This window comes from Methylobacterium sp. Leaf117, from assembly GCF_001422985.1.
GTDB lineage: Bacteria > Pseudomonadota > Alphaproteobacteria > Rhizobiales > Beijerinckiaceae > Methylobacterium.
In genome coordinates, this window is the sequence record NZ_LMNL01000001.1 from 405,075 (window position 1) to 430,002 (window position 24,928).

A 24,928-nucleotide genomic window follows, 5' to 3' on the forward strand; every position below is an offset into this window, starting at 1 on the left:
GTTGATCCGCGGATTTACACCCGGAAACAAAAATCCCGGCCTGGAACCACAATTGCGTCGCGGCGTCACGGCTACACATGGCCCCGTGGCATGCGACGAGCGTGGTACACCAGCCTGAACGCGACCACCTGGAAACCCGATGGGCCTCGTCCAGTATGCTCTGAAGTTCCGCATCACGATCTACGTGCTGGCCGTGCTGATGATGCTCGGCGGCGCGGCGGCGGTCGTGGTGGCGCCCAAGGACGTGCTTCCCACCGTCGACATTCCGGTGGTGGTGGTGGTGTGGACCTATAACGGCCTGTCGACCTCCGAGATGGAGCGTCGCATCACCACCTACGCGGAGTTTTCACTCTCCAACAACGTCAACAACATCGCCCGGATGGAATCGACCACCCTCCAGGGCACGGCGATCCAGAAGATCTACTTCGACGGCGCCGTGAGCATCGATCTGGCCATCGCGCAGGTCGTCTCGGCCATGAACTCGATCCGCGCGACGATGCCGCCGGGCGTGCAGCCGCCCATCGTCCTGCGCTTCTCGGCCTCCTCCGTGCCGGTGATCCAGCTCGCTCTCTCCTCCGACCGGGAGAGCCTGACCAAGGTCTTCGACTACGCCCAGTACCGCATCCGCCAGCGCCTGACCCAGGTCCCCGGTTCGACCCTGCCGTCGCCCTTCGGCGGCACCCCGCGCCAGATCATGGTCGACCTCGACCTGCACGCGCTCCAGGCCCTCGGGCTCACCGCCCTCGACGTCACCAACGCGGTGACGGCGCAGAACCTCACCATCCCGTCCGGCCTCGCCAAGATCGGCGAGCAGCAATACCCGGTGCAGCTCAACGCCTCGCCGGAGGCGATCGACGCCCTGAATCAGATCCCCATCAAGGTCGTGGGGGGGCAGCCGATCCTGGTGCGCGACGTCGCCCATGTCCGCGACGGCGGTCCGCCGCAGGTCAATATCGTGCGGGCTGATGGTCTGCATTCGGTGCTGATGCGGATCTTCAAGAACGGCACCGCCTCGACCCTCGACGTGGTCAACAACGTCAAGAAGGCCCTGCCGGACATTCAGGCCGCCGCCCCCGAGGGCATGAGCCTCAAGCCGCTGTTCGACCAGTCGGTCTTCGTCTCGGCGGCGATCGAGGGCGTGATCCACGAGGCGATCATCGCGGCGGCCCTGACGGGCCTCACCATTCTGCTGTTCCTCGGCTCATGGCGCTCCACCATCGTGGTGCTGGTCTCGATCCCGCTCTCGATCCTGACCTCGCTGGCGATCCTGACGGCGCTCGGCGAGACCATCAACGTGATGACGTTGGGCGGGCTGGCCCTGGCGGTCGGCATCCTGGTCGACGACGCCACGGTGGCGATCGAGAACACCTATCGGCTGTTCGAGGAGGGCGAGCCCTTCCGCAAGTCGGTGGTGGAGGGCGCCGCCGGCATCGCCAAGCCGGCGCTGATCTCGACCCTGTCGATCTGCGCCGCCTTCGTGTCGGTCTTCGCCCTGACCGACACCCCGAAATACCTGTTCACCCCACAGGCGCTCGCGGTCGTGTTCGCGATGCTGACCTCGTACGTCCTGTCCCGCACCCTGGTGCCGGTGCTGATCGACGTGCTGGTGGCGCGGGAATACGACGCCAAGCACGGGGAGCGCGCCGCGCCGCAGCAGGGCCGTATCGCCCGGGCGCTTGGCGGGATCGTGGGCCCGGTGTTCCGCCTCGCCGGCTGGTTCCGGCACGGCTTCGAAGCGCGGTTCGCGCGCTTCCATCACGGCTATCTCGGCCTGCTCCACGTCGTCATCGCCCGCCGGATCGCGACGCTGGCCGTGGTCGCAATCGTCTTCGCCACCACGGCGGGGCTCTTCGTCTTCGTGGGCCAAGACTACTTCCCGCAGGTCGCTTCGAGCCAGATGACCCTGCACCTGCGCACCCGCCCCGGCATGCGGATCGAGACGGCCGAGCAGGTTTTCGCCCAGGTCGAGACCGTGGTCCGCGAAGTCATTCCCGAAGGCGAGATCGACCAGATCCTCGACAATATCGGCCTGCCGGCGAACAACTACAACTTCGCCTTCTCGGATGGTTCGTTCGTCGCCTACAACGACGGGCAGATGCTGATCAACCTGAAGGAAGGCCATGGATCTGTGGCCGATTATACCAAGCGCCTGCGCGAGGTTCTGCGCGAGCGCTTTCCCGATGTGGTTTTTTACTTCCAGCCCTCGGACATCATCACCCAGATTCTCAACTTCGGCACCCTGGCGCAGATCGACATCCAGGTTTCTGGCCGCAACACCGCCAAGGATCTGGAGGTGGCGCAGACCATCGTCCGACGCCTCAAGGCCACGCGCGGCGCCGTCGACGTCCACCTGCACCAGATCGTCGGCACGCCGCAGTTCTTCGTCGATGTCGACCGGCGCCTCGCCTCGGAACTCGGGCTGACGCAACAGCAGATCGCGCAAGGGCTGAACGTCTCGCTCTCGGGCTCCTTCCAAGTGACGCCGAACTTCTGGACCGATCCGAAGACCGGCATCCCCTATCAGCTCTGGGTGCAGACGCCGGAATACCGCAACGCGTCCCTCACCGACCTGCAGAACACGCCGCTTCTGGTCAACGGCAACGCGGATGCGCCGGGCGTCCTGACGCTCCTGTCCAGCGTCTCGACCATGCGGCGGGAGGGTTCGCAAACGGTGATCAACCACGTCAACACGCAGCCGACCTTCAACATCTACGCTGCCGTACAGGACAGCGACCTCGGTTCGGTCGCCAAGGAGATCCGCCGCATCGTCGCCGAGGAGCAGAAAACCCTGCCGGCCCCCGACAAGATCACCGTCCGGGGCCAGATCGAGAACATGGAATCGGCCTTCTTCCGGCTTCAGGTCGGACTCGCGATCGCCCTGGTGGCGGTCTACCTGCTGATGGCGGTGAACTTCCAGAGCTGGGGCGACCCGTTCGTGGTGCTGGCGGCCCTGCCGCTGGCCTTCTGCGGCATCGTCGCGAGCCTGTTCATCACCGGGACCACGTTCTCGATTCCCTCGCTCTTCGGCGCGATCATGTCGGTGGGCATCGCCTCCGCAAACTCGATCCTGCTGGTGACCTTTGCCAAGGAGCATCGCGAGGCGACCGGCTGCGGAGCGGTCGAGGCGGCGCTGCTCGCTGGCGAGACCCGCCTGCGACCGGTGCTGATGACCGCGAGCGCGATGTTCCTCGGGCTGATCCCGATGGCGCTCGGCACGGGGGAGGGCGGCGAGCAGAACGCCGCCCTGGCCCGTGCCGTGATGGGCGGCATCGCGGTCGGTACGCCCGCGACCCTGCTGTTCGTGCCGTTCCTTTACGCCTGCCTCCGTCGGGGCGAGGTCAAGCCGCTGGAGGACTACGCGTGAGCCGGTGGCAGGTCGAGATACGGGATGGCAGGGTGATGTCCGGTTCGGGGATGGGACAGTCGTGAAGCATCCGGAGCACGGTCCGTTCGAAATCCCACCGCCTCCCGGGAAGGTGCCCTTCGTGCTCGTGGCGCTCGGCGTCATCGGGCTGCTCGCCTGGGGCGGCTACGGCCAGATGGAGCGCCGCGCGGCGGCGGCCGAGACGCAGCGCAAGGTCAACAGCTTCGTGCCGAAGCTACGCACGGCCACAGCCGAGCGCGCCGACAAGCCGATCGAGATCACCCTGCCGGGCCAGACCGACGCCTTCGCCAAGGCCGCGCTGTATGCCCGCGCCACCGGCTACATCGCCGAGCGCCGGGTCGATATCGGCAGCCGCGTGCGCCAGGGCGACATCCTGATGCGGATCGCGGCGCCCGACCTCGATCAGCAACTGGCCCAGGCCGAGGCGCAGACGGGCCAGCTCGAAGCCGCCCTGCTGCAGGCGCGATCCATGGTCGATCAGGCCAAGGCCAACGTGAACCTCGCCAACGTCACCAACACCCGCACCTCGACCCTGGCGGGGCAGGGCTGGGCCTCGAAGCAGAACGCCGACAATTCGCAGGCCAGCGTCCTCAGCCAGGCCGCGACCCTCGCCTCGGCCGAAGCGGGCGTGAAGGTGGCCCAGGCCAACATCAAGGCGCAGGCCGCGACGGTCGAGCGCCTTAGGGCGCTGACCGGATTCAAAGACATCATCGCGCCCTTCGACGGCGTGGTCATCCAGCGCGGCGTCGATGTCGGGGACCTCGTCCAGGCCGATGGAACCGGAACGGCCCTCCTGTCCGTCGATCGCGATGACATCCTGCGCGTCTCGGTCAACGTGCCCCAGAACCTCGCGGTCGGGGTGACGCCGGGAGTCGAGGCGGCGATCAAGGTGCCGCAGATCCCGAACCGGATATTTTCCGGCAAGGTGGAGCGCAGCTCGGTGGCGCTGCTGACCGCGTCGCGCACCCTGACGACGCAGGTCGACGTGCCGAACCAGGACGGTGCCCTGCGCGCCGGCCTCTACGTCTACGTCACCTTGAAGGTGCCTCGCACCGAAGCGAACGTGGTGATCCCGGCCGAAAGCCTCGTCTTCAATCAGCGCGGCACACAGGTCGCCCTGGCCCGCGAGGATGGCACGGCGCAGTGGCGTACGGTCCGAATCCGGCGCGATCTCGGCACCACGATCGAGGTCGACCAGGGCCTGGAGGGCGGCGAAGAGCTCGTCCTCAGCCCCCCCGCCGACCTCCGCGACGGCCAGACGATCGAGCGCCAGCCGCCCTCCACCGACAGCAAGCCGCTGAAATCGGCCGCGCGCTGACAAGAGGGATCAGGCTGCGTCCGTTGCCTCCTGGTGGCGAGAGGTCAGGGGTGGGAATGGGTCCGCCAGCCTCCGCACCATGACGTTTCTCCGAACACCACCTTGAACACACAGGCTCGGCGACTTTCGTCGCTGGCTGGAGATCCGCTGAGCAGGCAAGCGGCGCATCCCGTTATACGCTGTGAAGCCGGGACTCTTTCCGAAAACGTCTGGTCCGACACTCTGCCGATCCTGTGGCTGGCGCGCAGACCTGTCCGACGCACGCACGCGTCCTGGCATCGCTCGACCTGCCAAAGACGAAACCCCCAGCAAAAGATTATTGTTTTGCAGAAATTATTTTCCGTGATATCCCATCTGTGAAGGAGCGGGGATGTCGAACGTATCGGTCATGCCGAAGCGGAATCAGGTGCCGCAGCTTCAGACTGAGGAGCATCTCACGCTTCGGCGCTGCGCCCGTTTTGCCGCACGGCTGGTCGCCATGGTCCTGGCGGCGACCCTGGTCTTCACCGTGGCCGTGCTCACGCTCGGCCTGGTTTTCAAAGGCTCGTGGCTCTGGCTTGCTCCGGGTGCGGCCTTCATCGGCGCCCGTCCCGCGGACGTTGTGGGCGTTGTGCCGTTCGAGGGTCTTCCTTGGCCGACCCGGTGGGCCTACGGAGCGAATTTCACTTTGACCCAGATGCCCGTCGCGGCCGTGCTCTTCGATCTCCACGCGCTGCTGCGCCAGTTGGCGGTCGGGACGGTCTTTGCGGCCGGACAGGTTCTACGCCTGCGTCGCATGGCGATCTGCCTCCTGGCTTATGCCGTCGCTCCGATCGGCGGACAGGCTCTGATCCGGCTCGCCGGGGGTGGAGTCGATCTCGCGTGGTTCCGCACCTCCTCGATGCACGCTCTTCTGCTCGCCGTCCTTCTGATCGTTCTGGCCGAACTTATACGGGCCGGTCAGGCGATCCAGGACGACCGGGACGGGTTCGTCTGATGCCGATCGTGATGCGCCTCGACGTGATGCTCGCGCGACGCAAGCGGAAGTCGAAGGATCTCGCCCGCGCCGTCGGAATCACGGAGGCGAACCTGTCGCTTCTGAAATCGGGCAAGGTTCAGGGTGTGCGCTTCGCGACCCTGGAAGCGATCTGCCGTGAACTCGACTGTCAGCCGGGCGATCTGCTCGAATACGTGAACGACGGCGAAAACGCCCAGAGCCGCGCCGGCTGACGATCCGATCCTCGATCTCGAACCGACCTGCCTTCACGGTGCAGGAGCGGAGACCTGTGCCCATGTACAAATTCTCAGGTGTTCGGCGCGCGCTCGTGATCGGTCTCGCCGCCGGGCTGCTGACTGCCTGTCTCCCGCCGCCGTCGCAGGTCAGTCGGGTTGCGGTGGTCTGGCCGGACGGCGGGACCTCGGTCACGCTGCCGATGGAGCGGGCGTCCGGACGCTGGCTCGTACCGGTCGCCTTTCGGAGACCGGATGGGAGCGAACGGCGCTTGCTCGCTTGGCTCAACATGGGTGCGGCCGCTCCGATCCTGTCTCAGGATCTCTATCGCGCGTTGGGCCTCGCCGAGGGCCACGATCTTCTGATGGACATCGGTGGCGTCAGCGTCACGGTCGAGGCAGGGTCGGTGAAAGATGGCCCGGGCAGCGTCGACGGACAGGATCTCTTCGGACTCCTGTTCGCACCTCGCACCGTCGAGGCCGTTCTGCCGGCTGGAGTGCTTCAGCACTTTGCCGTCACCATCGATCCAAAGACCGCATCCCTGACGCTGGCGCGATCCGGTGCATCGCGGAGCCGCGGCGTACCGGTTCCGGTCCGGACCAATCCAACGACGGGGATCACCGTGGTGGATGCGCAGGTCGGCGACCAACGCATTCCGCTCGTTCTCGATGTCGGCGCGCCCTATACATGGCTGCGTGGACGGACCGTTGCCGGGTGGCTTCTTCAGCATCCGGAGTGGCGCCGTGCCGACGGCGCGGTCGGGCGCGCCAACCTGGCGATGGCGGATCTGGCTCTCGAACGCGCTGGCACAATCATTCGCCTGCCGGGCATCGACGTCGGGGGATTGATGTTCCGGGATGTCGGGGCTTTGGGCACGGGCCCGCTCGGTGGCGCCATCGGCGACGCTGCCCTCGGCGAAATCTTCTGGGACACTTGGCAAGTGGATGCGGGCGAGCCGGTGACCGGCTGGCTGGGCAACAACGTTCTCGACACCGTGCGGCTGACGCTCGACTACGCAGCCGGCACAAGCTTCTGGGAGCGGCTGGGCGGCGACGATCCGGGCGATCTCGACGGTGTTGGCCTGACGCTGGTGCGACGCGATGCAGGCTACGCCATCGCGGCCGTCGCGACGAGGAACGGGTATCCCCTCGTATCCGGCGTCGAAGTGGGAGACCGATTGCTGCAGGTCGACGGGTATCCGCTCGATGGCCTCGCACCCGATGCCGTGCGGGCGAAACTGTCGGCGCGTCCGGGCGAGCGACGCCGCCTGCAGCTTGACCGTGCCGGAACATCCGTCACCGTCGCGACGGAAGGAACGCGCTTCTGACGATGGCGCACTTGCCGGTACGGTGCGCGTTGGACCGCTTACGCCCTCAAGCCGGGCATCGTTCGATGCCCCCCCGTCCGGGCCTCTTCATCGTTGAGTTCGCACGGAAGACGCGAGGCATCGACGAACAGACAGGACAAGGATCGGCGTGAACAGCCCGGCCCAGGCTTCAGCCATCCGCAGCCAGCCAGGGCGCCGGTTGCGTCGGCAAGCCCCGGCGTAGACAAGGCGGTCCCGGTGTCGCGCGCGACCCGCAACGGACCCCTTCATGCCGGCCCCACGTCCCGCCGATTTCCCCGATGGCTCGCGCTTCGCCTCGATTGCCGCCGCCATCACCTGCGTGGCGGTGGTGGGCATCGGGCTCAGCCTGACGATTCCGCTGCTCTCCCTCGAGATGGAGCGCATGGGCGCCTCCGGCACCCTGATCGGGATCAACACCGCCGTGGCGGGGCTCGCCGCCATCGTCACCGTGCCGTTCGTGCCGCGCCTGGCGGCCCGGCTCGGAGTTCTGCGCCTCCTCGTCGGCGCCATCGTGCTCGGCGCGCTCTGCCTCGTCGCCTTCAAGCTGCTCCAGGGCATCGGCTGGTGGTTTGTGTTGCGCTTCGTGTTCTCGATGAGTCTCGGCGCCCTGTTCGTGCTCTCCGAGTTCTGGATCAATGCGGCGGCGCCGCCGGAGCGGCGTGGGCTGGTGATGGGCATCTACGCCACGGTTCTGGCCCTCGGCTTCGCGGTCGGGCCGATCCTGCTGACACTCCTCGGCACACAAGGATACGCGCCTTACTTCGGGGGCGCCTTGCTGTTCCTCGTCGCCCTGGTCCCGCTCCTGCTGGCGCGGGGGCTGTCGCCGGTGATCGGGCACGGAGCATCGCGACCGTTCCTCGCCTATCTGCGCCTCGCCCCCGCCGCCACCGTCGCGGCCCTCGTCTACGGAGCGGTTGAGACCGGTGGATTCGCGATCCTGCCGCTCTACGGCCTGCGCCTCGGCTACGAGGCCGAGACCGCGGCCGGACTGGTCAGCGCGCTCGCCCTGGGCAACGTGCTGTTCCAGATCCCCTTCGGCTGGCTTGCCGACCGGGTCGACCGCCGCCTCGTCCTCCTCATGGCCGGGCTCGGCGGAGCCCTCGGGTCGATGCTGATTCCCCTCGCGTCGACCTGGTTTCCGGGCCTCCTCGTGCTGCTGTTCCTGTGGGGCGGCATCGCCGGAACGCTCTATACGGTGGGCCTCGCCCATCTCGGCGCCACCGTGCAGGGGCCCGAACTGGCAGGCGCCAACGCCGCCTTCGTCGTCCTGTACAATGTCGGCCTGATGCTCGGTCCGCCGCTCATCGGCGGAGGCATGGACCTGATCCCGCCCCAGGGCTTCGCCTACAGCCTCTGTCTGCTGTTCCTCGGCTACGCGGTGGTCGTCGCCCTGCGCATCGTCCAGCATCCGACGCACGAGGCGCCTTGACGAATCCCGGCCGATGAGGCAATCACCCGCCGGTATTCAGCCGGCCACCGCCGGCCCTTTTGCGTTTCGCTGATGCGGAATGCCGCGATCACAGGAGCGCCGCGTCCATGGCCAAGGCCGTCACCGTTAAAGTCAAGCTGATCTCGACCGCCGACACGGGTTACTTCTACGTCACCAAGAAGAACTCCCGCACGCAGACCGAGAAGCTGTCGATGAAGAAGTACGACCCCGTCGTGCGCAAGCACGTCGACTTCAAGGAAACCAAGATCAAGTAAGCCCGCCGGCGCCTCGCGCCGCGCTGGGGTTCGGAAGGCCGCTTTTCCGCGAGGGGAGGCGGCCTTTTTCGTTCGGCGGTGGGAACGGCAAGACGCGCCGGTTGATGTACCGCGCGGTTCGGGCGATGGAGAGCCCTCGGTGCTCCCACCCGCAGGATGACTTCCATGGCTGACGATCTGGCCCGCACCTTCGATGTCGACCTGTTCGTCATCGGCGGAGGCTCCGGCGGCGTCCGGGCGGCACGGATCGCGGCCGGATACGGCGCCCGGGTTCAGCTCGCCGAGGAATACCGGGTCGGCGGCACCTGCGTGATCCGCGGCTGCGTGCCGAAGAAGCTCATGGTCTATGCCGGGCGTTTCGCCGACGAGTTCGAGGATGCCGCCGGCTTCGGCTGGTCGGTGTCCGAGCCGCGCTTCGATTGGTCGGTGCTGAAAGCACGCCGCGACGCGGAGGTGGCGCGGTTGGAGAGCATCTACGACGCCAATCTCAGCCGGGCCGGCGTCACCATTATCCCCGAACGGGCGGTGATCGAGGACGCCCACACCGTGCGGCTGGTCGGCTCGGGCCGGCGCGTCACCGCCCGTTTCATCCTCGTCGCGGTCGGCGCCCATCCGGTCAAGGAGCCGCTGATTCCGGGCGCCGAACTCGCCATCACCTCCAATGAAGTGTTCGAGTTGGAGACCCTGCCCGCGCGCATCCTGGTGGTGGGCGGCGGCTACATTGCGGTCGAGTTCGCCGGTGTCTTCGCCCACCTCGGTGCACGCACCACCCTGCTGCACCGCGGCGACAAGCTCCTGCGGGGCTTCGACGAAGAGGTCCGCGACGCGCTCGGCGAGGCCTATGCCCGGCGCATGGACCTGCGCCTGAACCGGACCGTGGAGCGACTCGATCGAACCGAGACCGGCATCCGGGCCACCCTCGACGACGGCACGACCCTGGAGGTCGATCAGGTCCTGACCGCCACGGGACGGCGCCCGAACACCGCCGGCCTCGGTCTCGAGGCGGTCGGGATCCAGCCCGATGCGCGCGGTGCGATCCCGGTCGACGCCTTCTCGCAGACCTCCATTCCCTCGATCTATGCCGTCGGCGACGTCACCGACCGTGCGGCGCTGACACCCATCGCCATCCGCGAAGGCCACGCTTTCGCCGATACGGTGTTCGGCAACACGCCGTGGTGTGTCGACCACGGCCTCATCCCCACCGCCGTGTTCTCGACTCCGGAGATCGGCGTCGTCGGCCATAACGAGGATGTGGCGCGCGACCTCTACGGCACTGTCGATGTATACCGTTCGCGTTTTCGCCCGATGAAGGCGACCCTGTCCGGCCGCGACGAGCGCGTGCTGATGAAGGTGGTGGTCGATTGTGCCAGCGACCGGGTCGTCGGCGTCCACGTCCTCGGCCACGATGCCGGCGAGATCATCCAGGCCGTGGGCATCGCCGTCACCATGGGCGCCACCAAGGCAGATTTCGACCGCACCGTCGCGGTGCATCCGACCCTCGGCGAGGAACTCGTCACCATGCGCAGCCCCGTGGTGACCAAGCACCCCGTCGGCGTCGGCTAGATCCCGCCCTCAGCCCGGCGGCCACTTGAAATCGTCGGCCCGTCCCGGTTGCGCCAGGGGCGCCGCTCCGCGCACCAGGCTGCGCTCCACTGTTCCAGACGGGTCCCCGTCGCGTGGGCGGCCGCTGATCAGGGTTCCGCCCGGCGTCACCTCGGCGCGTCCGAGGGGCACCACCGGCCCCGCAAGGGGCTTCACGGGCAGAGCGGGAATCCCCGGCGGTTCGGGCAGGCTCGGCAGCATCGCGGTGATCTGACGGTCGATGGCTCCGGCATCGTCGAGCTTGACCGCCTCTCCTTCCAGGGGTGTCTGAGGCGCGGTCGCCACGGGGGCGGCGAGGGCGGGCGGCGGCGTGGCTGCGCCCGCGCCCATCATGCGCTTGAGCTCAACGTCGGCGAAATGCGCCATCTTGCGCGCGCCGGCTTTGGTGAAATGCACGCCGTCGGCGGTACGCAGCTTTGCCTCCTGGCCCTCGAGGTCGGGACCGGTGGCCGTGTAACGGTTGCGATCATCGACGAAGCCCGGCCAGATATCGACATAGGTCTGACCCGCCTTGGCGATGCGCTCACGGTAGATATCGTTGATCTCGGCGATGTCCTTCGTCAGTGCCTCGCTGCGCATGGGGGGCGCCCCGACCCAGATCAGCGGAATCCTTGCGTCGGTGAAGACCTTGATCAGGGCATCGACGCGTTCGGAATAAACGGTCCGCCACCGGTCGTTCAGGGGATCGAGGGTCTGATCGCCCTCGCGGATCGGCTGGCGGTCGTTAGATCCCAGCATCACCACGGCATAGTTGGTCTTGGGATTGGCCTTGACGAAGTCCTCTGCCGCCTTCGGCCAATCCACCACATCCTTGCGCACCAAGCCGCTATCGGGCTTCGAGCGGTCGACCACGCCGATCTCCGTATTGTCCTCGAACACGTTCGAGAGCCCGCTGCCGAGGTGGCTCGCCAGCGTGTCACCGAAAACGGCGATCCGGGTCGTCGGCTCGACCTTCGGCACGACCGGCTTCGGCTGTGCGACGACGGGGGCTGGGCGCGGTCGACGTCGAACCGCCCGTCCATCGTCGCGGCCGCCGCGCGGATCGTCCGCATAGCTGCGCCCGCGGGTTGGAGCCGGTCGGGCGCTCGGCACCGGGGGCGCGGCCTGGGCCGGCGCCGGGCGATCCTCCCAAGGCCAGTAGAACTGCCGCGGTGCTTCCTGCGGCGGCGGTGCGTAGCGGCGCGTGGCCTGGCGCGCCCCGTAGCCGCTGTCGTCGCGATAATAGTCGCGCGGCCGCCGGCGCGGCGGCTCGTAGTCGCCACCACGCGGCGCATCATAGGAATCACCCCACTGGGCCTGCGCCGGCACAAGTCCGGCGAGAAACAGGGACAATCCCGAGAGGAAACACCAGGCCGTGCGGGAAGCCGGCAAGGTCATGGGGCGCCTCGAAATGCTGATCGGCGGAGCGATCGGTCCCGCTACCTTAGCGGAGGATGCCGGCGAGGTCTAAGGCCGGCCCGCGAGATGAGCGAGGAGCTTCGGCGTCGCATAGCCATCGGCCGGCAGACCTTCGGCGATCTGAGCCTGCCGCACCGCCTCGCGCAATTTCGGTCCGGCGCGCCCGTCAGCTTCGCCCGCATAGAGGCCGCGCCTGGCCAGGGCCGCCTGCAGGGCCTGCAGCCCCGCTTTGTCGAGGCGCGCCTCCTTCGTCGGCCACGCCCGCGCCAAGGCCGGCCCGCCCGACAGCCGATCGGCGAAGTGTCCCACCGCCAGAGCGTAGGAATCCGAAGTGTTGTAGGCGCGAATGACCTCGAAGTTGTCGGTGATCAGGAAAGCCGGTCCGGAAAGCCCCCCGGGGAGGAACAGGCTCGCCGGGCCGCCGCTCGGGAGAGGCTTTCCGTCCGTGCGCCGTATGCCCCGCCGGCCGAAATCCGAGAGGTCGCCGCGATAGCGCGCGAGATCGAAGTCGGTGGGCAGAATGACCTCGTAACCCCAGGAGAGCGATGGATTCCAGCCCAGCGTCTTCAGATAGGCCGCGATCGAGGCGAGCGAGTCGCTTTCCGATGTCCAGATGTCGCGGCGGCCGTCACCGTCGAAATCGACCGCGTGTGCGAGGAAGCTCGTCGGCAGGAACTGCACCTGGCCCATTGCACCGGCCCAGGATCCCTTCATGCGATCCGGGGTGATGTCGCCACGCTCAAGGATCGTCAGGGCGGCAAGCAATTCATCGCGAAACAGGCTGCCGCGGAATTTGACCTCCGCCAAGGTCGACAAGGCACGGATGGTCGACATCGTGCCGGCAGTGGCGCCGAAATCCGACTCCACCCCCCAGAATGCCAGAACGATGGCGCGCGGTACGCCGTAACGGGTCTCGATTTCCGCGAGCACGCGCGCCAGCTTGGCGGCCTGCGCCTGACCACGCGCAATCCGACTGGCCGACACGGCACCGACGAGATAGTCCCAGACCGGACGGCTGAACTCACCCTGCCGACGCGTCCGAGCGACGACGTCCGGGTCCGGCCCCGAGATCCCGGCAAACGCTGCCGTGAAGGTCGCGGCGGAAATGCCCCGTGCCTCCGCGTCCGGCCGCAATGCGGCGATGAAGCTGCCGAATCTACCGGTGATCTCGCGAGCGGCGACGGGCGGAGACACGCCTGCTCCCGCGGCGAGCACCGGACCTGCGCCGATCAGGCTTGCAAGGACGAGGGCTGACCAGCGCTTCACGTGCGATTGCGGCGGGTGAGGGCTTCTTCCCAAGCGAAAGCCTGACCGACGATCTCGTCGAGATCGTCGTATCGCGGCGTCCATCCGAGAGCCCGGATGCGCTCGGCTTCCGCCACGATCTGCGCCGGATCGCCGGGCCGGCGCGGCGACAGGCGGACCTCGAAGTCCCGCCCGGAAACGCGTTTGACCACCTCGATCACCTCGAGGACCGAGTAGCCCTGGCCATAGCCGCAATTCAGGGTCAGGCTCTCGCCGCCGGACCGGAGGTGATCCAGGGCGACCCGATGCGCCTCGGCGAGGTCGGAGACCTGGATGTAGTCGCGCAGGCAGGAGCCGTCGCGCGTTGGATAGTCGGTCCCGTAGACATCGAGATGCGGGCGTTGCCCGAGGGCGGCCTGGGTGGCCACCTTGATCAGGTGCGTCGCGTTCGGAGTCGATTGCCCGGTCCGGCCGCGCGGGTCGGCGCCCGCGACGTTGAAGTAGCGGAGGATGACGTAGGAAAACCCATGCGCCTTGGCCGCATCGGCAATCATCCACTCGCTCATCAGCTTGGAGCGACCATAGGGATTGATCGGTGCCGGTATCAGGCTCTCCGGCACCGGGACGGTCTCCGGTTCGCCATAGACGGCGGCTGTCGACGAGAAGATCACGTGCTTGACGCCGCAACGGACAGCCGTCTCGATCAGCGCCCGGGTCTTCACCGTGTTCGCCAGATAATAGTGGAGCGGATCGGCGACCGAATCCGGCACTACGATCCGCGCAGCGAAGTGAGCGATGGCATCGATGCGATGCTGAAGGATGACCTCGGTGACAAGCGATTGATCGGCAATGTCGCCGACGACAAGCTTTACTTCAGGCGGAAGTGACCAATCGAAACCAGTCGACAGGTCGTCGAGAACCACAACCTCGTCGTGGCCGGCATCGAGAAGAGCCAGCACCATGTGACTGCCGATATATCCCGCTCCGCCTGTCACCAGAACCGCCATCACATCCTCTCCCCAATCATTTCACCGACGATATATCCGAAATCGAGCTTGTCGGTTATGTCCATTACGCCGGTTGCCCGATGACCTCCGTTAACAGAGGTTGTGTTGCGCCATCGTCAAACCCTTCGAGGTTTTCCTCATCCTCCCTTGTTATCGGGTCCCGCTTGATGAAACCGATTCGCAAAGCCGTCCTGCCTGTTGCCGGCTTGGGCACCCGCTTCCTCCCGGCCACCAAGGCCGTCCCGAAGGAGATGCTCACCGTCGTCGATCGCCCGGTGGTCCAGCACGTCGTCGACGAGGCCCGCGAAGCGGGGATCGAGCACTTCATCTTCGTGACGGGGCGCGGCAAGGCGGTGATCGAGGACCATTTCGATGTGGCCTTCGAACTCGACCGGATGCTGCAGGAGCGCGGCAAGACGGAGGCCTACGAGTCTCTGAAGCGCGACCTGCCGGCCGCCGGCCAGACCAGCTTCACGCGCCAGCAGGCCCCCCTCGGCCTGGGCCATGCCGTCTGGTGCGCCCGTGAGATCGTGGGTGACGAGCCCTTCGCCGTTCTGCTGCCCGACATGCTGAGCCGAGGCTGCATGCAGCAGATGCTCTCCGCCTACGAGCGTCACGGCGGCAATGTCATCGCCGTCGAGGAGGTGAAGCCGGAGGAGACGCATCAGTACGGCATCGTGGGAGTCGGCCAGACCTTCGGTCAGACGTTCGAGATCAACGGGATGGTGGAGAAGCCGAAGGCAGGCACGGCCCCTTCGAACTTCATCATCTCCGGACGCTACATCCTTCAGCCCGAGATCTTCGATATCCTCTCCCATGGCGAGAAGGGCGCGGGCGGCGAGATCCAGCTGACCGACGCGATGATCAAGCTGGCGCAGGATCAGGCCTTCTTCGGCATGCACTATCAGGGAAGGACGTACGACACCGGTTCGAAGCTCGGTTTCCTGACGGCGAACATCGCCTACGCACTGGAGCGGCGCGACCTCGCCGATGCTTTGAAGGTCGAGATCGCGCAGCTTCTCAGCGAGCACTGAACGCCCGGCAGGAGGGGCTCGGCGAGCGCCTGTGCGGCCGTAGCGCGCGGACGAAAATCTGCGTTGAACGCCGTACAATCTCCTTGCTATTTGTGCGGCGCACTTTAGATTGTGCATTGCGGGACTGCGATGGCGTCGCGGTTCGGCAGCCCTTCTTGGGCGTTTCCTCCCTAGACTTCGGGCCGCTCTTCGGAGCGGCCTTTTTTTGTCCTATGCCGTTGCTGCCGGGAACAGGGACAGACATGAAGCACGGGACGGGGGCAGAGAGCGCAGCCAGATTCTGGCCGTTTCTCGCACGCTTCATTGCTCTGGATGTACGCGTTGGGACCTGGGCACAGGCGAAAGGGCCTTGGGTCGCCGGAGCCTACGAATTTTTAAGGTTTGGCATCAAGCAGGGCTGGGCCTGCCTGTTTGGTGGCCTGCTCTGCGCCGCCGTGATCGGGAGCTATCTGTTCTATCCGCCCGATGCCGCCCTGAGCCGCTACGACGCGCTGACCCTCGCGGCCATCGCCATCCAGGCTAGCCTGCTCGTATTGAAGATGGAGACCTGGGAAGAGGCGAAGATCATCGCCCTCTATCACGTCGTCGGCACGGTGATGGAGGTGTTCAAGACCAGCGTCGGATCGTGGATCTATCCCGACGCAAGCGTCCTGCGGATCGCCGGTGTCCCGCTCTTCACCGGCTTCATGTATGCCAGTGTCGGGTCCTACATCGCGCGGGTCTGGCGCCTGTTCGACTTCCGCTTCGCCCATCATCCGCGTCTGTCCCTGACGCTACCGCTGGCCGGGGGGATCTATCTGAACTTCTTCAGCCACCATGTGATCTCGGACATGCGGATCGCGCTATTCGTGGCCACAGTGCTGCTTTTTGGCCGGACGTGGGTGTATTTCAAGGTCTGGCAGGTCCACCGCCGGATGCCGCTGCTTCTAGGCTTCGGCCTCGTGGCAGTGTTCATCTGGATTGCAGAGAATATCGGCACCTACACCTGGGTCTGGCTCTATCCGAAGCAGGTGACCGGCTGGTCGCCTGTATCCTGGCAAAAGTTCGGGTCCTGGTTCCTGCTGATGATCGTCTCGTACGTCCTCGTGACACTCGTGAGCCGGCCGCGGCCGTTTCGACAGCCGGCTCGCGCAGAGTGCGGCGCCAATCCGGCGCCGACGAACGAACGTCAGTTCAAGTAGGTGCGGATCCAGTTCGGCGAGAGAACCTCGCCATCCTCGGTGATGATCCACGGCTGCTTGGCCGGGTCGGACAGGGCACCGGCGGCGGCTTCGATCGCTTCGCGCAGGGTGCGGTAGCGGGCCGGCTGGGCGAGGGGAGCCGGAACCGGAGCCGTACGCCAGATCGTCAGATCGGCAGGACGTTCCAGGGCTTGGGTTTCCATTTTCGTATTCCTTCAATCGTGAGGGTGGTTCCCCGCGATACCGGATGACCGGCTCAAGACCTTTACGGCCTCAAACCTGAACATTCGCTGCGGGGACGTTCATCGGTATGAATGGAAGCATCTCTGAGGCGGCTTCGAGGCTATTTCAGACCACAATGAAATGTTCATTCCAGCCTGAATCCTGTCTCCCTCATACGATGCGCTTGCGCGGTGCAATTAGCGCAGAATATGGCCGCTTTTGGACGCCTTCTCGTTCGGTTTGTCACCAAGCCTGACAATGTCGGGCCGATGTTTATCTTTGGCAGCCGCCAGAATCGGTGTGCTGTCACACCCTCGCCGGCGGTGGTACCGCATCAGTTGAAGGGCGATGAGTCACTGACCAGTTAATGGAAATGACGTGCGACGCGATTTTCGCCGCATGGTGAAGAGGATGACACATGCGCGATCGGTCTTCGCCGCAGCCTCCGGCGGATCGTTTCCTGCGATGGGTCGCCGGTGCGGCGATCGTCCTGCTCACACTCTTCGTCGCGCAACCCTACCTGACCGGTCTCGCGTTCTCGGAGCGGACGTCCCGCGCCATTACCGCCCGGGGCGACCTCGCGCCGGCCGAGACGACGACGGTCGAGTTGTTCGCCCGGGCGAGTCCGTCCGTGGTTCACGTCTTCGTTCAGGCTGCTGCTCAAGGCCGAGCCCTGATGGGCGTCGACGCGGAGGATGGCGACCAGAACAACGGCGCGCAGACCGGCACCGGCTTCGTCTGGGACGCGGCCGGACATATCGTCACCAACAATCACGTGGTTGCAGCGGCTGCGCAGGGCGGCAGCTCCGTCGCAGTCCGCCTCTCCTCCGGCGCGGTGGTGTCGGCAAGTTTGGTCGGTGCGGCACCGAGCTATGATCTTGCCGTGCTCCGCCTCGGCCGCACGACCGCCGCACCGCAACCCCTGGCGATCGGCACTTCGGTTGACCTGAAGGTCGGACAGGCGGCTTATGCGATCGGCAATCCCTTCGGTCTGGATCATACGCTGACCACGGGCGTGATCAGTGCACTTCAGCGGCGTCTACCCACGAGCGCGGGCCGCGAATTGTCGGGCGTGATCCAGACCGATGCCGCGATCAATCCTGGAAATTCGGGTGGTCCGCTTCTCGATTCCGCCGGGCGCCTCATCGGCGTGAACACGGCGATCTTTTCCCCGTCAGGAGCCAGCGCGGGCATCGGCTTTGCAATCCCCGTCGATGTGGTGAACCGGGTCGTTCCCGAACTCATCCGAAACGGCCGGACCCGCAATCCCGGCATCGGGATTATCGCCGGTCAGGAGGCCACGGCAGCGCGCCTCGGCATCGATGGCGTCGTCGTTCTGCGCGTCCTGCGCGGGTCGCCGGCCGCGACGGCCGGCCTGCGCGGTGTCGATCCCCAGACAGGCGACATCGGCGACATCATCGTCGGCGCCGGCAACCAACCCGTGCATCGTCTCGCCGATCTCACCGCCGCGATAGAGGCGGCCGGCCTGGATGCGCCGATCGAACTGACCGTCGAGCGCGACGGGCGCCCACGCCGTGTCCGTGTCACGACGTCCGACGTTGCGGAAAGCCGTCTTTGACTCTCGCCCTCTCGTCAGGTGGAGCGCCGACCGGTAAAGCGGCTCGGCGATCAGCGAAAGCGATTCATGGTCTGTCACCGTCCCGTGCCGATTCTCCTTCTCTGGTTCGCCGGCATGGTCGCCGCCGATGCCGGAGAGCAGATGCCGCCCCGTCTCTGCCCGGAGAATGCGCCGGAAGGCGTGCGGCTGCCCTCGCGGCGCGGGTGCGGTAGCGAACGCGCGCCGGACCGATCGGCTCGGGATCAGGGCTTGCGTGACATCGACGGGGTGAAACTTCGGGTCGGCGGGCGGATCACCGCTGAGTACGGCGTCAGCCGGTGACGTTCATCGCCGGCATCGTCGCGCTCCTGATCCTGTGGTGGTTCGCATCCCATGCGCGCCGGCGGTATCCGGCGCTGAGCACGCGCCTGCTGCGGCAGGTGGGTGGCTATCTTGCCCTCGCGGCGGCGGGGCTTTTCCTGTTCCGCGGCCGGCTCGAGTTCGCGCTCCTGCTGGGCGCGGGTGGGGCCTGGCTGCTGGAGGGTTCCACCGGATTGAAAACCCGCCTGAACGGTATCGCTTCCCGGTTCGACCCGAGACAATTCGGCGGCGGCAGCATCCGGTTCGATCAAAGCGGCGACGGGATCGCGCTGATTGGTCCCTATGCGGGGCAACCCCTGTCGGCGATCCCCGTGCCCGGTCTTCTCGCCCTGTTCGGACGCGATGCCGTCACCGCCCGCCGACTAGAGGCGTATCTCGACCGCCGGCATCCCGGCTGGCGTGTAGACGCTCAGGGAGATGCCGACACGGGGCCGCGCCGTGCGGCGTACCCAGGGGCGATGACGGAGCAGGAGGCCTATGAGATCCTGGGGCTTGAGCGCGGGGCGTCCCTGGAGCAGGTCCGCACGGCTCATCGGACGTTGATGAAGCGGCTGCACCCCGACCAGGGGGGAACGGCCGAGCAGGCGGCGCGCGTCAACGCGGCCCGTGACAGGCTTAACAACCGACATCGCTGATACTCCACGCGCGTTGCCAGACAGGGAATGTCGAACGTACCGCCGACCGGTGGAACGAACCGGGCAGGCGTATCCTGTGCCGGACGCGCGATGAGGCGTCCGGGCCGATCGAAGGTCGCCGACGGGGACCTTAGCTACGGGTGGCGAAGCAACTGAAACCGCTGCGCTTCAGCGCGTTGCAGGCGTCCTGGGCGGTATCCTGCTCGGCGAAGCCGGAGAACCGGGCCCGGAACAGAGTCGCGCCGCCATGCTCGACCTTCACTGTGTAGGGCGAGGCCTTGGAGAGCGTCCCACCGGCACGGCTGCGGGCCTCGGCGAGCATCGACTTCGCCTTGTCCTCGTCATCCATGGCGCCGAGCTGGATCACCCAGGCGGTCGGCGTGATCTTCGCGCCGGCCACCGGCTTCGGCGCCTCGGCGCGCGGACCATCGATGGAGGCGAGGCGGGCATCGCTCTTGCCCCCCGACGGGAAGGCCGCAGGACCGCTCGTGGCCGCATAGGCCTGCGCAGAATTCGGAAGGGCACCGGACCGCCACTTCGCACCGGCGCTCCCGGGGGTCGTGGTGGCGCTCCGGTTGGGTGTGATGTCGAGCGGCTGGCCGGCACGGAGCGTCGACGCGGTGGTCTCGACATCTTCCCCGTCGTCCGCGGAAGCAACCTGCGTCCGCGTCCGCGAAGCGCCGTCCGCCACCACGGCCGGGCGCGCGCGCTCGGCGACCTCGATGGTCGAGGGCGTCTGTCGCGAACCCGCATAGGCGCGCGGCAAGGATTGGCGCACGAGGTCGGCCATGATGCGATCACGGCTGGCGCCCGACTTGCCACCCAGCACGATCGCCACGATCTGGCGATCGTCCAGCTTGGCCGCCGTCATCAGGTTGAAGCCGGAATCGCGCGTGTAGCCGGTCTTGATTCCGTCCACCCCCTGCACGTTGCCGAGGAGGCGGTTGTGGTTGCCGATGACCCGGCCGCGAAAGGCGAAGGAGCGGGTCTGGAAGTACTTGTAATAGCGCGGGAAGCGGTCCTGAATCGCCCGCGCCAGGATCGTGAGGTCACGGGCCGTGGTGATCTGGTCGGCGTCCGGCAGACCGGAGGCGTTGGCGTAGTGGGTCCGGCTCATGCCGAGGGCCTTGGCCTTCTGCGTCATCATCTCGGCAAAGCGCGATTCCGAGCCGGCAATATTCTCGCCGATGGCGCAGGCGACGTCGTTGGCCGACTTGGTCACGATCGCCTTGATCGCCTCCTCGACCTCGATGGTCGAGCCGGGGCGCAGACCGAGCTTCGAAGGAGCCTGCGAGGCCGCGAAGGACGAGATCGTCAAAGGCGACTCGAGGGTGTAGCGGCCACGCTCAAGCTGTTCGAACAGCATGTAGAGCGTCATGACCTTGGTGATCGAGGCCGGGTGACGCAGCGAGTCTTCGTTGATCGCATGCAACGTCTTGCCGGTCTTCACGTCCACCACCATGGCGGCGTAGGGCGGGTTGTAGCCACCTCCGCCGCCGCCGCGGTGATGGTGACCGCGACGGGCCTCCGCCGGAGAGGCGAGGGCGGCCAGAACGGCGGCCGCCGCGATCGCGGCCGGCAGGGCAGGCACCCGGCCGACGCGGGGAGTATGGCTACGCATCACGACTCACTGCCTCGACATGCACAGCCCGCAGGCCGGCTTGCACCGCAACATCTCGGCGGAGCGGGCGGTCGGTCCGCCCAAACCCCGCAACATCTGTCAATCAGGCTAGGTGGACGCAGTTACGGCCCGGTTAATGCCTGGACGCCAATTCGCCGGGAAAACATCCCGTGGTGCATCGCAATATAAATCTTGACGTTCGATGGTGCATCGCACACATCAGGTCACAGGCTGCTCGCAGTCGACCGGGCCTGCACCCGAAACGTCAGGGACCGGCCTGAAAAAGCCGAGAGGATCGCCAGATGACCCAAATGTTCGACAAAGCTTCCACGATGAGCAAGACGGGCCTGTCCGACGCGCTGAGAAGCGTGTCCCTGGTGGCCAAGACCAACCAGACGGCCGGGATCGAGATGGTGGACTTTGCCAAGGACTCCTACGCAGCCAGTTCGGAAGCCATCAAGAAGCTGGCCGGCGCGCGTACGATGCAGTCCGCGCTCGAGATCCAGACCGCGTATCTGAAGGCCTCTTACGAGCGGCTTCAGGCGCAAGCGAACACGATGACGGAACTCTACCGAGGGCTGGCGAAGGAAATCGGTGCGCCCCTCCAGGACAAGACCGGGTTCGGCATGCCGGCCTTCTTCGATCCCAAAACTTTCTTTGATCCGAAAGCTTTCCTAGATCCGAAAAATTTTCCGAAACTTCCGGGCTTTCCGGGCGCGCCCAAGACGCTGGCCGCCTGAGCGCAGACCCGGCGGGGGGCATCGACCTCCCTTCGCGAGACCCGGAACCCCCCCTTCGACCCTGCGCGAGTCTTCGCGCGGGGTCGTTTGCGTTCGAGCGCCGCGCGGCGGCGTTGCGGCGGACAGAACCGCTGGCCGGGCCCCACCGATGCCTTGCCGAAAGCGGTATCGGACAAGTGCGCGCATCCGACTGGCGAAGCGGCCGATCGCTCTATAGATTACTCCCGATGCGAGCGCGCCTCGCCGGCGTGACCCGCGGACCAGCAGCCTACGAGCAGCATGCCGCACTATGGGGTCGATGCGATTCAGATGACCGACGTCCTGATACGGGGCAGCGAATCCTCACGCGCGAACGGCCCCGACACCCCTACGCAGCTTCGCCGTGTCGCCGAAGTGCGCGCGGTCGACGAACCCCACGAGCCGGGTGGTACCGATGACGGGCGGTCCGGAACCGCCATCATCACCCGAACGAAGCCCAAGACGAAGCGACCGAGCCTTTATCGGGTTCTCTTGCTGAACGACGACTACACGCCGCAAGAATTCGTCGTGCACGTCGTCGAGAAATTCTTCAACAAGTCGCAGGAAGCCGCCTTTCAAATCATGATGCACGTACACCACAACGGTGTCGGCGAGTGCGGGATCTTCACCTACGAAGTTGCGGAGACCAAGGTGACGCAGGTCATGGACTTCGCCCGCAAACACCAACATCCTCTCCAGTGCGTTATGGAAAAGAAATAGGCACCCCACACAGAGGCCACGCTTTGCCCAGCTTCTCTCGCAGCCTAGAACAAGCTCTCCACCGCGCCTTGGCGCTCGCCGGTGAGCGCCGGCACGAATACGCGACGCTGGAGCATCTCCTGCTCGCCCTCGTCGACGATCAGGACGCGGCCGCCGTCATGCGCGCCTGCAACGTCGAGGTCGACACCCTCAAGCGCAGCCTGGTCGAATACGTCGACACCGAATTGGCGAACCTGATCGGGGACGGCCGGCAGGATGCCAAACCGACAGCGGGGTTCCAGCGCGTGATCCAGCGCGCGGTGATCCACGTGCAATCCTCCGGGCGCGAGGAGGTCACCGGTGCGAATGTGCTGGTGGCGATCTTCGCCGAGCGCGAGAGCCACGCCGCCTATTTCCTGCAGGAGCAGGACATGACGCGCTACGATGCCGTCAATTACATCAGCCACGGCATTGCCAAGCGGCCGGGAGCCTCCGAGTCGAAGCCTGTGCGCGGAGCCGACGAGGAAGCGGCCTCGGAGCGTCCCAGCGGTGATGAGGGCGAGGGTCGCGCGAAGAAGAAGGGCGATGCCCTCGAGGCCTATTGCGTCAACCTCAACAAGAAGGCCCGTGACGGTCGCATCGATCCGCTGATCGGACGCGAGAGCGAGGTGCAGCGCACCATCCAGATCCTCTGCCGCCGGCAGAAGAACAACCCTCTGCTGGTGGGCGAGCCGGGCGTCGGCAAGACCGCCATCGCTGAGGGTCTGGCCCGCAAGATCATCAACAAGGAGGTGCCAGAAGTCCTCATCGAGGCCACGGTGTTCTCCCTCGACATGGGCACCCTGCTGGCCGGTACCCGCTATCGCGGTGACTTCGAGGAGCGCCTCAAGCAGGTGATGAAGGAGATCGAGGCGCATCCGAACGCGGTGCTCTTCATCGACGAGATCCACACCGTCATCGGCGCCGGTGCGACCTCGGGCGGCGCGATGGATGCCTCGAACCTCTTGAAGCCCGCCCTGGCGAACGGCTCGCTCCGCTGCATCGGTTCGACCACCTACAAGGAGTACCGCCAGTACTTCGAGAAGGATCGCGCCCTGGTCCGCCGCTTCCAGAAGATCGACGTCAACGAACCGTCGATTCCCGATGCGATCGAGATCGTGAAGGGCCTGAAGCCGTACTTCGAGGAATTCCACAAGCTGAAGTACACCACCGAGGCCGTGAAGGCGGCGGTGGAACTCTCGGCCCGGTACATCAACGACCGCAAGCTGCCCGATAAGGCGATCGACGTCATCGACGAGACCGGCGCATCGCAGATGCTGGTCCCGGAGGCACGCCGCAAGCGCACCATCGGCGTTAAGGAGATCGAGGCGACCATCGCCACGATGGCCCGCATCCCGCCCAAGACCGTGTCGAAGGATGACGCGGTGGTTCTCAAGAACCTGACCGAGAACCTCAAGCGCGTGGTCTATGGCCAGCCCAACGCCATCGATGCGCTCACATCCGCGATCAAGTTGGCTCGCGCCGGCTTGCGCGACCCGGACAAGCCGATCGGTTCGTACCTGTTCGCGGGTCCGACCGGCGTCGGTAAGACCGAAGCCGCCAAGCAGCTCGCGGCGTCCCTCGGTGTCGAGATGCTTCGCTTCGACATGTCCGAGTACATGGAGCGCCACACGGTCAGCCGCCTTATCGGTGCGCCTCCCGGTTACGTCGGCTTCGACCAGGGTGGCCTGCTGACCGACGGCATCGATCAGCACCCGCATTGCGTCCTGCTGCTCGACGAGATCGAGAAGGCGCATCCGGACCTGTTCAACATCCTGTTGCAGGTGATGGATCACGGCAAGCTGACCGATCACAACGGCAAGCAGGTCGATTTCCGGAACGTCATCATCATCATGACGACGAATGCGGGCGCGTCCGACCTGGCGAAGTCCGCCTACGGCTTCACGCAGGCGAAGCGCACGGGTGACGACGTCGAGGCCATCAACAAGCTGTTCGCACCGGAATTCCGCAACAGGCTCGATGCGATCATCTCGTTCGGGCACCTGCCAAAGGAAGTCGTGGCGAAGGTGGTGGACAAGTTCGTCCTCCAGCTCGAGGCGCAGCTGGCCGATCGCAATGTCACCATCGAGCTTTCGGACGAGGCGCGCGAGTGGCTGACCGAGAACGGCTACGACGATGCCATGGGCGCCCGGCCCATGGCCCGGCTCATCCAGTCGACCATCAAGACTCCGCTGGCCGACGAGGTTCTGTTCGGACGGCTCAAGGATGGCGGCGCGGTCCGAGTCGTGGTCCGCAAGCCGGAAGGCGATGGCAAGGAGGCACTCGGTTTCGAATTCCCGGCCGGCCCGGTGACGCCGAAGCCCGAGAAGGATGTCACCAACGCCGCCAAGAAGCACAAGCGGACCCGGGCCAAAGCGTCGACGCGCAAGCAGACCGACAAGCGTGATGACAAGGGTGGGTCCGGTGGCGGCGGCTCGGGCGTTCGTACCGTCCCGAAAGTGCCGTTGGTCAAGGCCTGATCGCGTAACCAGCCGGTCTCTCCGTTCATCGGAGGGGCCGGTTTCATGGTCCTGAACGTTGAGAAAACCAGACCCGCCGGTCGACATGAGATCGCCGGATGGT

21 protein-coding genes are annotated in these 24,928 nt (G+C 66.1%); 16 read left to right on the forward strand and 5 right to left on the reverse strand.

The features are described 5' to 3' along the window. Positions 1 to 139 precede the first annotated feature (139 nt). The 8 genes from ASF57_RS01805 to gor all read left to right on the forward strand — a co-directional run bounded on the left by ASF57_RS01805 (position 140) and on the right by gor (position 10,528). The gene (locus ASF57_RS01805; protein ID WP_056479286.1) at positions 140 to 3,364 is read left to right on the forward strand and encodes an efflux RND transporter permease subunit; all 3,225 of its coding nucleotides are present in this window, start codon (positions 140 to 142) and stop codon (positions 3,362 to 3,364) included. Positions 3,365 to 3,425: 61 nt separating this feature from the next. Then, positions 3,426 to 4,703 carry an efflux RND transporter periplasmic adaptor subunit gene (locus tag ASF57_RS01810; RefSeq protein WP_056479289.1) on the forward strand — a complete coding sequence of 426 codons (1,278 nt, stop codon included), beginning with the start codon at positions 3,426 to 3,428 and terminating at the stop codon, positions 4,701 to 4,703. Between the two features lie 370 nt (positions 4,704 to 5,073). Beyond that, complete coding sequence (locus ASF57_RS01815; protein ID WP_056479293.1) at positions 5,074 to 5,679, forward strand: DUF2975 domain-containing protein; 606 nt, start codon at positions 5,074 to 5,076, stop codon at positions 5,677 to 5,679. Next, a complete protein-coding gene (locus ASF57_RS01820) occupies positions 5,679 to 5,912 on the forward strand; it encodes a helix-turn-helix transcriptional regulator (RefSeq protein WP_056479297.1) in 234 nt (77 codons plus the stop codon). Before ASF57_RS01815 ends, ASF57_RS01820 begins: the two co-directional genes overlap by 1 nt. 62 nt (positions 5,913 to 5,974) lie before the next feature. Next, complete coding sequence (locus tag ASF57_RS01825; RefSeq protein ID WP_056479300.1) at positions 5,975 to 7,240, forward strand: hypothetical protein; 1,266 nt, start codon at positions 5,975 to 5,977, stop codon at positions 7,238 to 7,240. A 268-nt stretch (positions 7,241 to 7,508) separates the two neighbouring features. Beyond that, positions 7,509 to 8,690, forward strand: a complete 1,182-nt coding sequence (locus ASF57_RS01830) for an MFS transporter (protein WP_056189148.1) — start codon at positions 7,509 to 7,511, stop codon at positions 8,688 to 8,690. 107 nt (positions 8,691 to 8,797) lie between these two features. Next, on the forward strand, positions 8,798 to 8,965 hold the full coding sequence (rpmG, locus tag ASF57_RS01835) for a 50S ribosomal protein L33 (RefSeq protein ID WP_018044575.1): 168 nt from the start codon (positions 8,798 to 8,800) through the stop codon (positions 8,963 to 8,965). A gap of 165 nt (positions 8,966 to 9,130) precedes the next feature. After that, complete coding sequence (gor, locus tag ASF57_RS01840) at positions 9,131 to 10,528, forward strand: glutathione-disulfide reductase (RefSeq protein WP_056479303.1); 1,398 nt, start codon at positions 9,131 to 9,133, stop codon at positions 10,526 to 10,528. Between the two features lie 9 nt (positions 10,529 to 10,537). Here the strand turns inward: gor and ASF57_RS01845 are convergent, their stop codons facing one another. The 3 genes from ASF57_RS01845 to galE all read right to left on the reverse strand — a co-directional run bounded on the left by ASF57_RS01845 (position 10,538) and on the right by galE (position 14,217). Next, positions 10,538 to 11,944: an SGNH family hydrolase gene (locus ASF57_RS01845; RefSeq protein ID WP_056479306.1), complete on the reverse strand. Its 1,407-nt coding sequence runs from the start codon at positions 11,942 to 11,944 to the stop codon at positions 10,538 to 10,540. A 69-nt stretch (positions 11,945 to 12,013) separates the two neighbouring features. Next, complete coding sequence (locus ASF57_RS01850) at positions 12,014 to 13,159, reverse strand: lytic murein transglycosylase (RefSeq protein ID WP_244476768.1); 1,146 nt, start codon at positions 13,157 to 13,159, stop codon at positions 12,014 to 12,016. A gap of 68 nt (positions 13,160 to 13,227) precedes the next feature. Next, positions 13,228 to 14,217: a UDP-glucose 4-epimerase GalE gene (gene galE, locus ASF57_RS01855; protein ID WP_056479309.1), complete on the reverse strand. Its 990-nt coding sequence runs from the start codon at positions 14,215 to 14,217 to the stop codon at positions 13,228 to 13,230. 167 nt (positions 14,218 to 14,384) lie between these two features. Here galE and galU point away from each other — a divergent pair, with 167 nt between their 5' ends. After that, on the forward strand, positions 14,385 to 15,251 hold the full coding sequence (gene galU / locus ASF57_RS01860) for a UTP--glucose-1-phosphate uridylyltransferase GalU (RefSeq protein ID WP_056479312.1): 867 nt from the start codon (positions 14,385 to 14,387) through the stop codon (positions 15,249 to 15,251). A 212-nt stretch (positions 15,252 to 15,463) separates the two neighbouring features. Continuing rightward, complete coding sequence (locus ASF57_RS01865; RefSeq protein ID WP_244476769.1) at positions 15,464 to 16,432, forward strand: DUF817 domain-containing protein; 969 nt, start codon at positions 15,464 to 15,466, stop codon at positions 16,430 to 16,432. On the opposite strand, the gene ASF57_RS01870 is transcribed toward ASF57_RS01865, so the two are convergent. Beyond that, complete coding sequence (locus tag ASF57_RS01870) at positions 16,420 to 16,635, reverse strand: hypothetical protein (RefSeq protein ID WP_055953370.1); 216 nt, start codon at positions 16,633 to 16,635, stop codon at positions 16,420 to 16,422. The genes ASF57_RS01865 and ASF57_RS01870 overlap by 13 nt on opposite strands. Before the next feature lie 437 nt (positions 16,636 to 17,072). Between ASF57_RS01870 and ASF57_RS01875 the strand changes: the two genes are divergently transcribed. The 3 genes from ASF57_RS01875 to ASF57_RS01885 all read left to right on the forward strand — a co-directional run bounded on the left by ASF57_RS01875 (position 17,073) and on the right by ASF57_RS01885 (position 19,228). Continuing rightward, entirely contained in the window at positions 17,073 to 18,233 is a 1,161-nt protein-coding gene (locus ASF57_RS01875) for a trypsin-like peptidase domain-containing protein (RefSeq protein ID WP_056479318.1), read from the forward strand. Between the two features lie 114 nt (positions 18,234 to 18,347). Then, positions 18,348 to 18,554, forward strand: a complete 207-nt coding sequence (locus ASF57_RS01880; RefSeq protein ID WP_244476770.1) for a hypothetical protein — start codon at positions 18,348 to 18,350, stop codon at positions 18,552 to 18,554. Then, positions 18,551 to 19,228, forward strand: coding sequence for a DnaJ domain-containing protein (locus ASF57_RS01885; protein ID WP_056479323.1), 678 nt, complete (start codon positions 18,551 to 18,553; stop codon positions 19,226 to 19,228). The genes ASF57_RS01880 and ASF57_RS01885 overlap by 4 nt, the downstream gene beginning before the upstream one ends. Positions 19,229 to 19,358: 130 nt before the next feature. On the opposite strand, the gene ASF57_RS01890 is transcribed toward ASF57_RS01885, so the two are convergent. Further along, positions 19,359 to 20,849: a D-alanyl-D-alanine carboxypeptidase gene (locus ASF57_RS01890; RefSeq protein WP_056479326.1), complete on the reverse strand. Its 1,491-nt coding sequence runs from the start codon at positions 20,847 to 20,849 to the stop codon at positions 19,359 to 19,361. A gap of 302 nt (positions 20,850 to 21,151) precedes the next feature. On the opposite strand from ASF57_RS01890, the gene ASF57_RS01895 reads away from it, so the two are divergent. The 3 genes from ASF57_RS01895 (at position 21,152) to clpA (ending at position 24,825) form a co-directional block, all read left to right on the forward strand. After that, the gene (locus tag ASF57_RS01895) at positions 21,152 to 21,589 is read left to right on the forward strand and encodes a phasin family protein (protein WP_082503623.1); all 438 of its coding nucleotides are present in this window, start codon (positions 21,152 to 21,154) and stop codon (positions 21,587 to 21,589) included. A 309-nt stretch (positions 21,590 to 21,898) separates the two neighbouring features. Further along, complete coding sequence (gene clpS, locus ASF57_RS01900; protein WP_244476771.1) at positions 21,899 to 22,327, forward strand: ATP-dependent Clp protease adapter ClpS; 429 nt, start codon at positions 21,899 to 21,901, stop codon at positions 22,325 to 22,327. A gap of 23 nt (positions 22,328 to 22,350) precedes the next feature. Continuing rightward, a complete protein-coding gene (clpA, locus tag ASF57_RS01905) occupies positions 22,351 to 24,825 on the forward strand; it encodes an ATP-dependent Clp protease ATP-binding subunit ClpA (RefSeq protein ID WP_056479329.1) in 2,475 nt (824 codons plus the stop codon). The last annotated feature ends 103 nt before the right edge of the window (positions 24,826 to 24,928 follow it).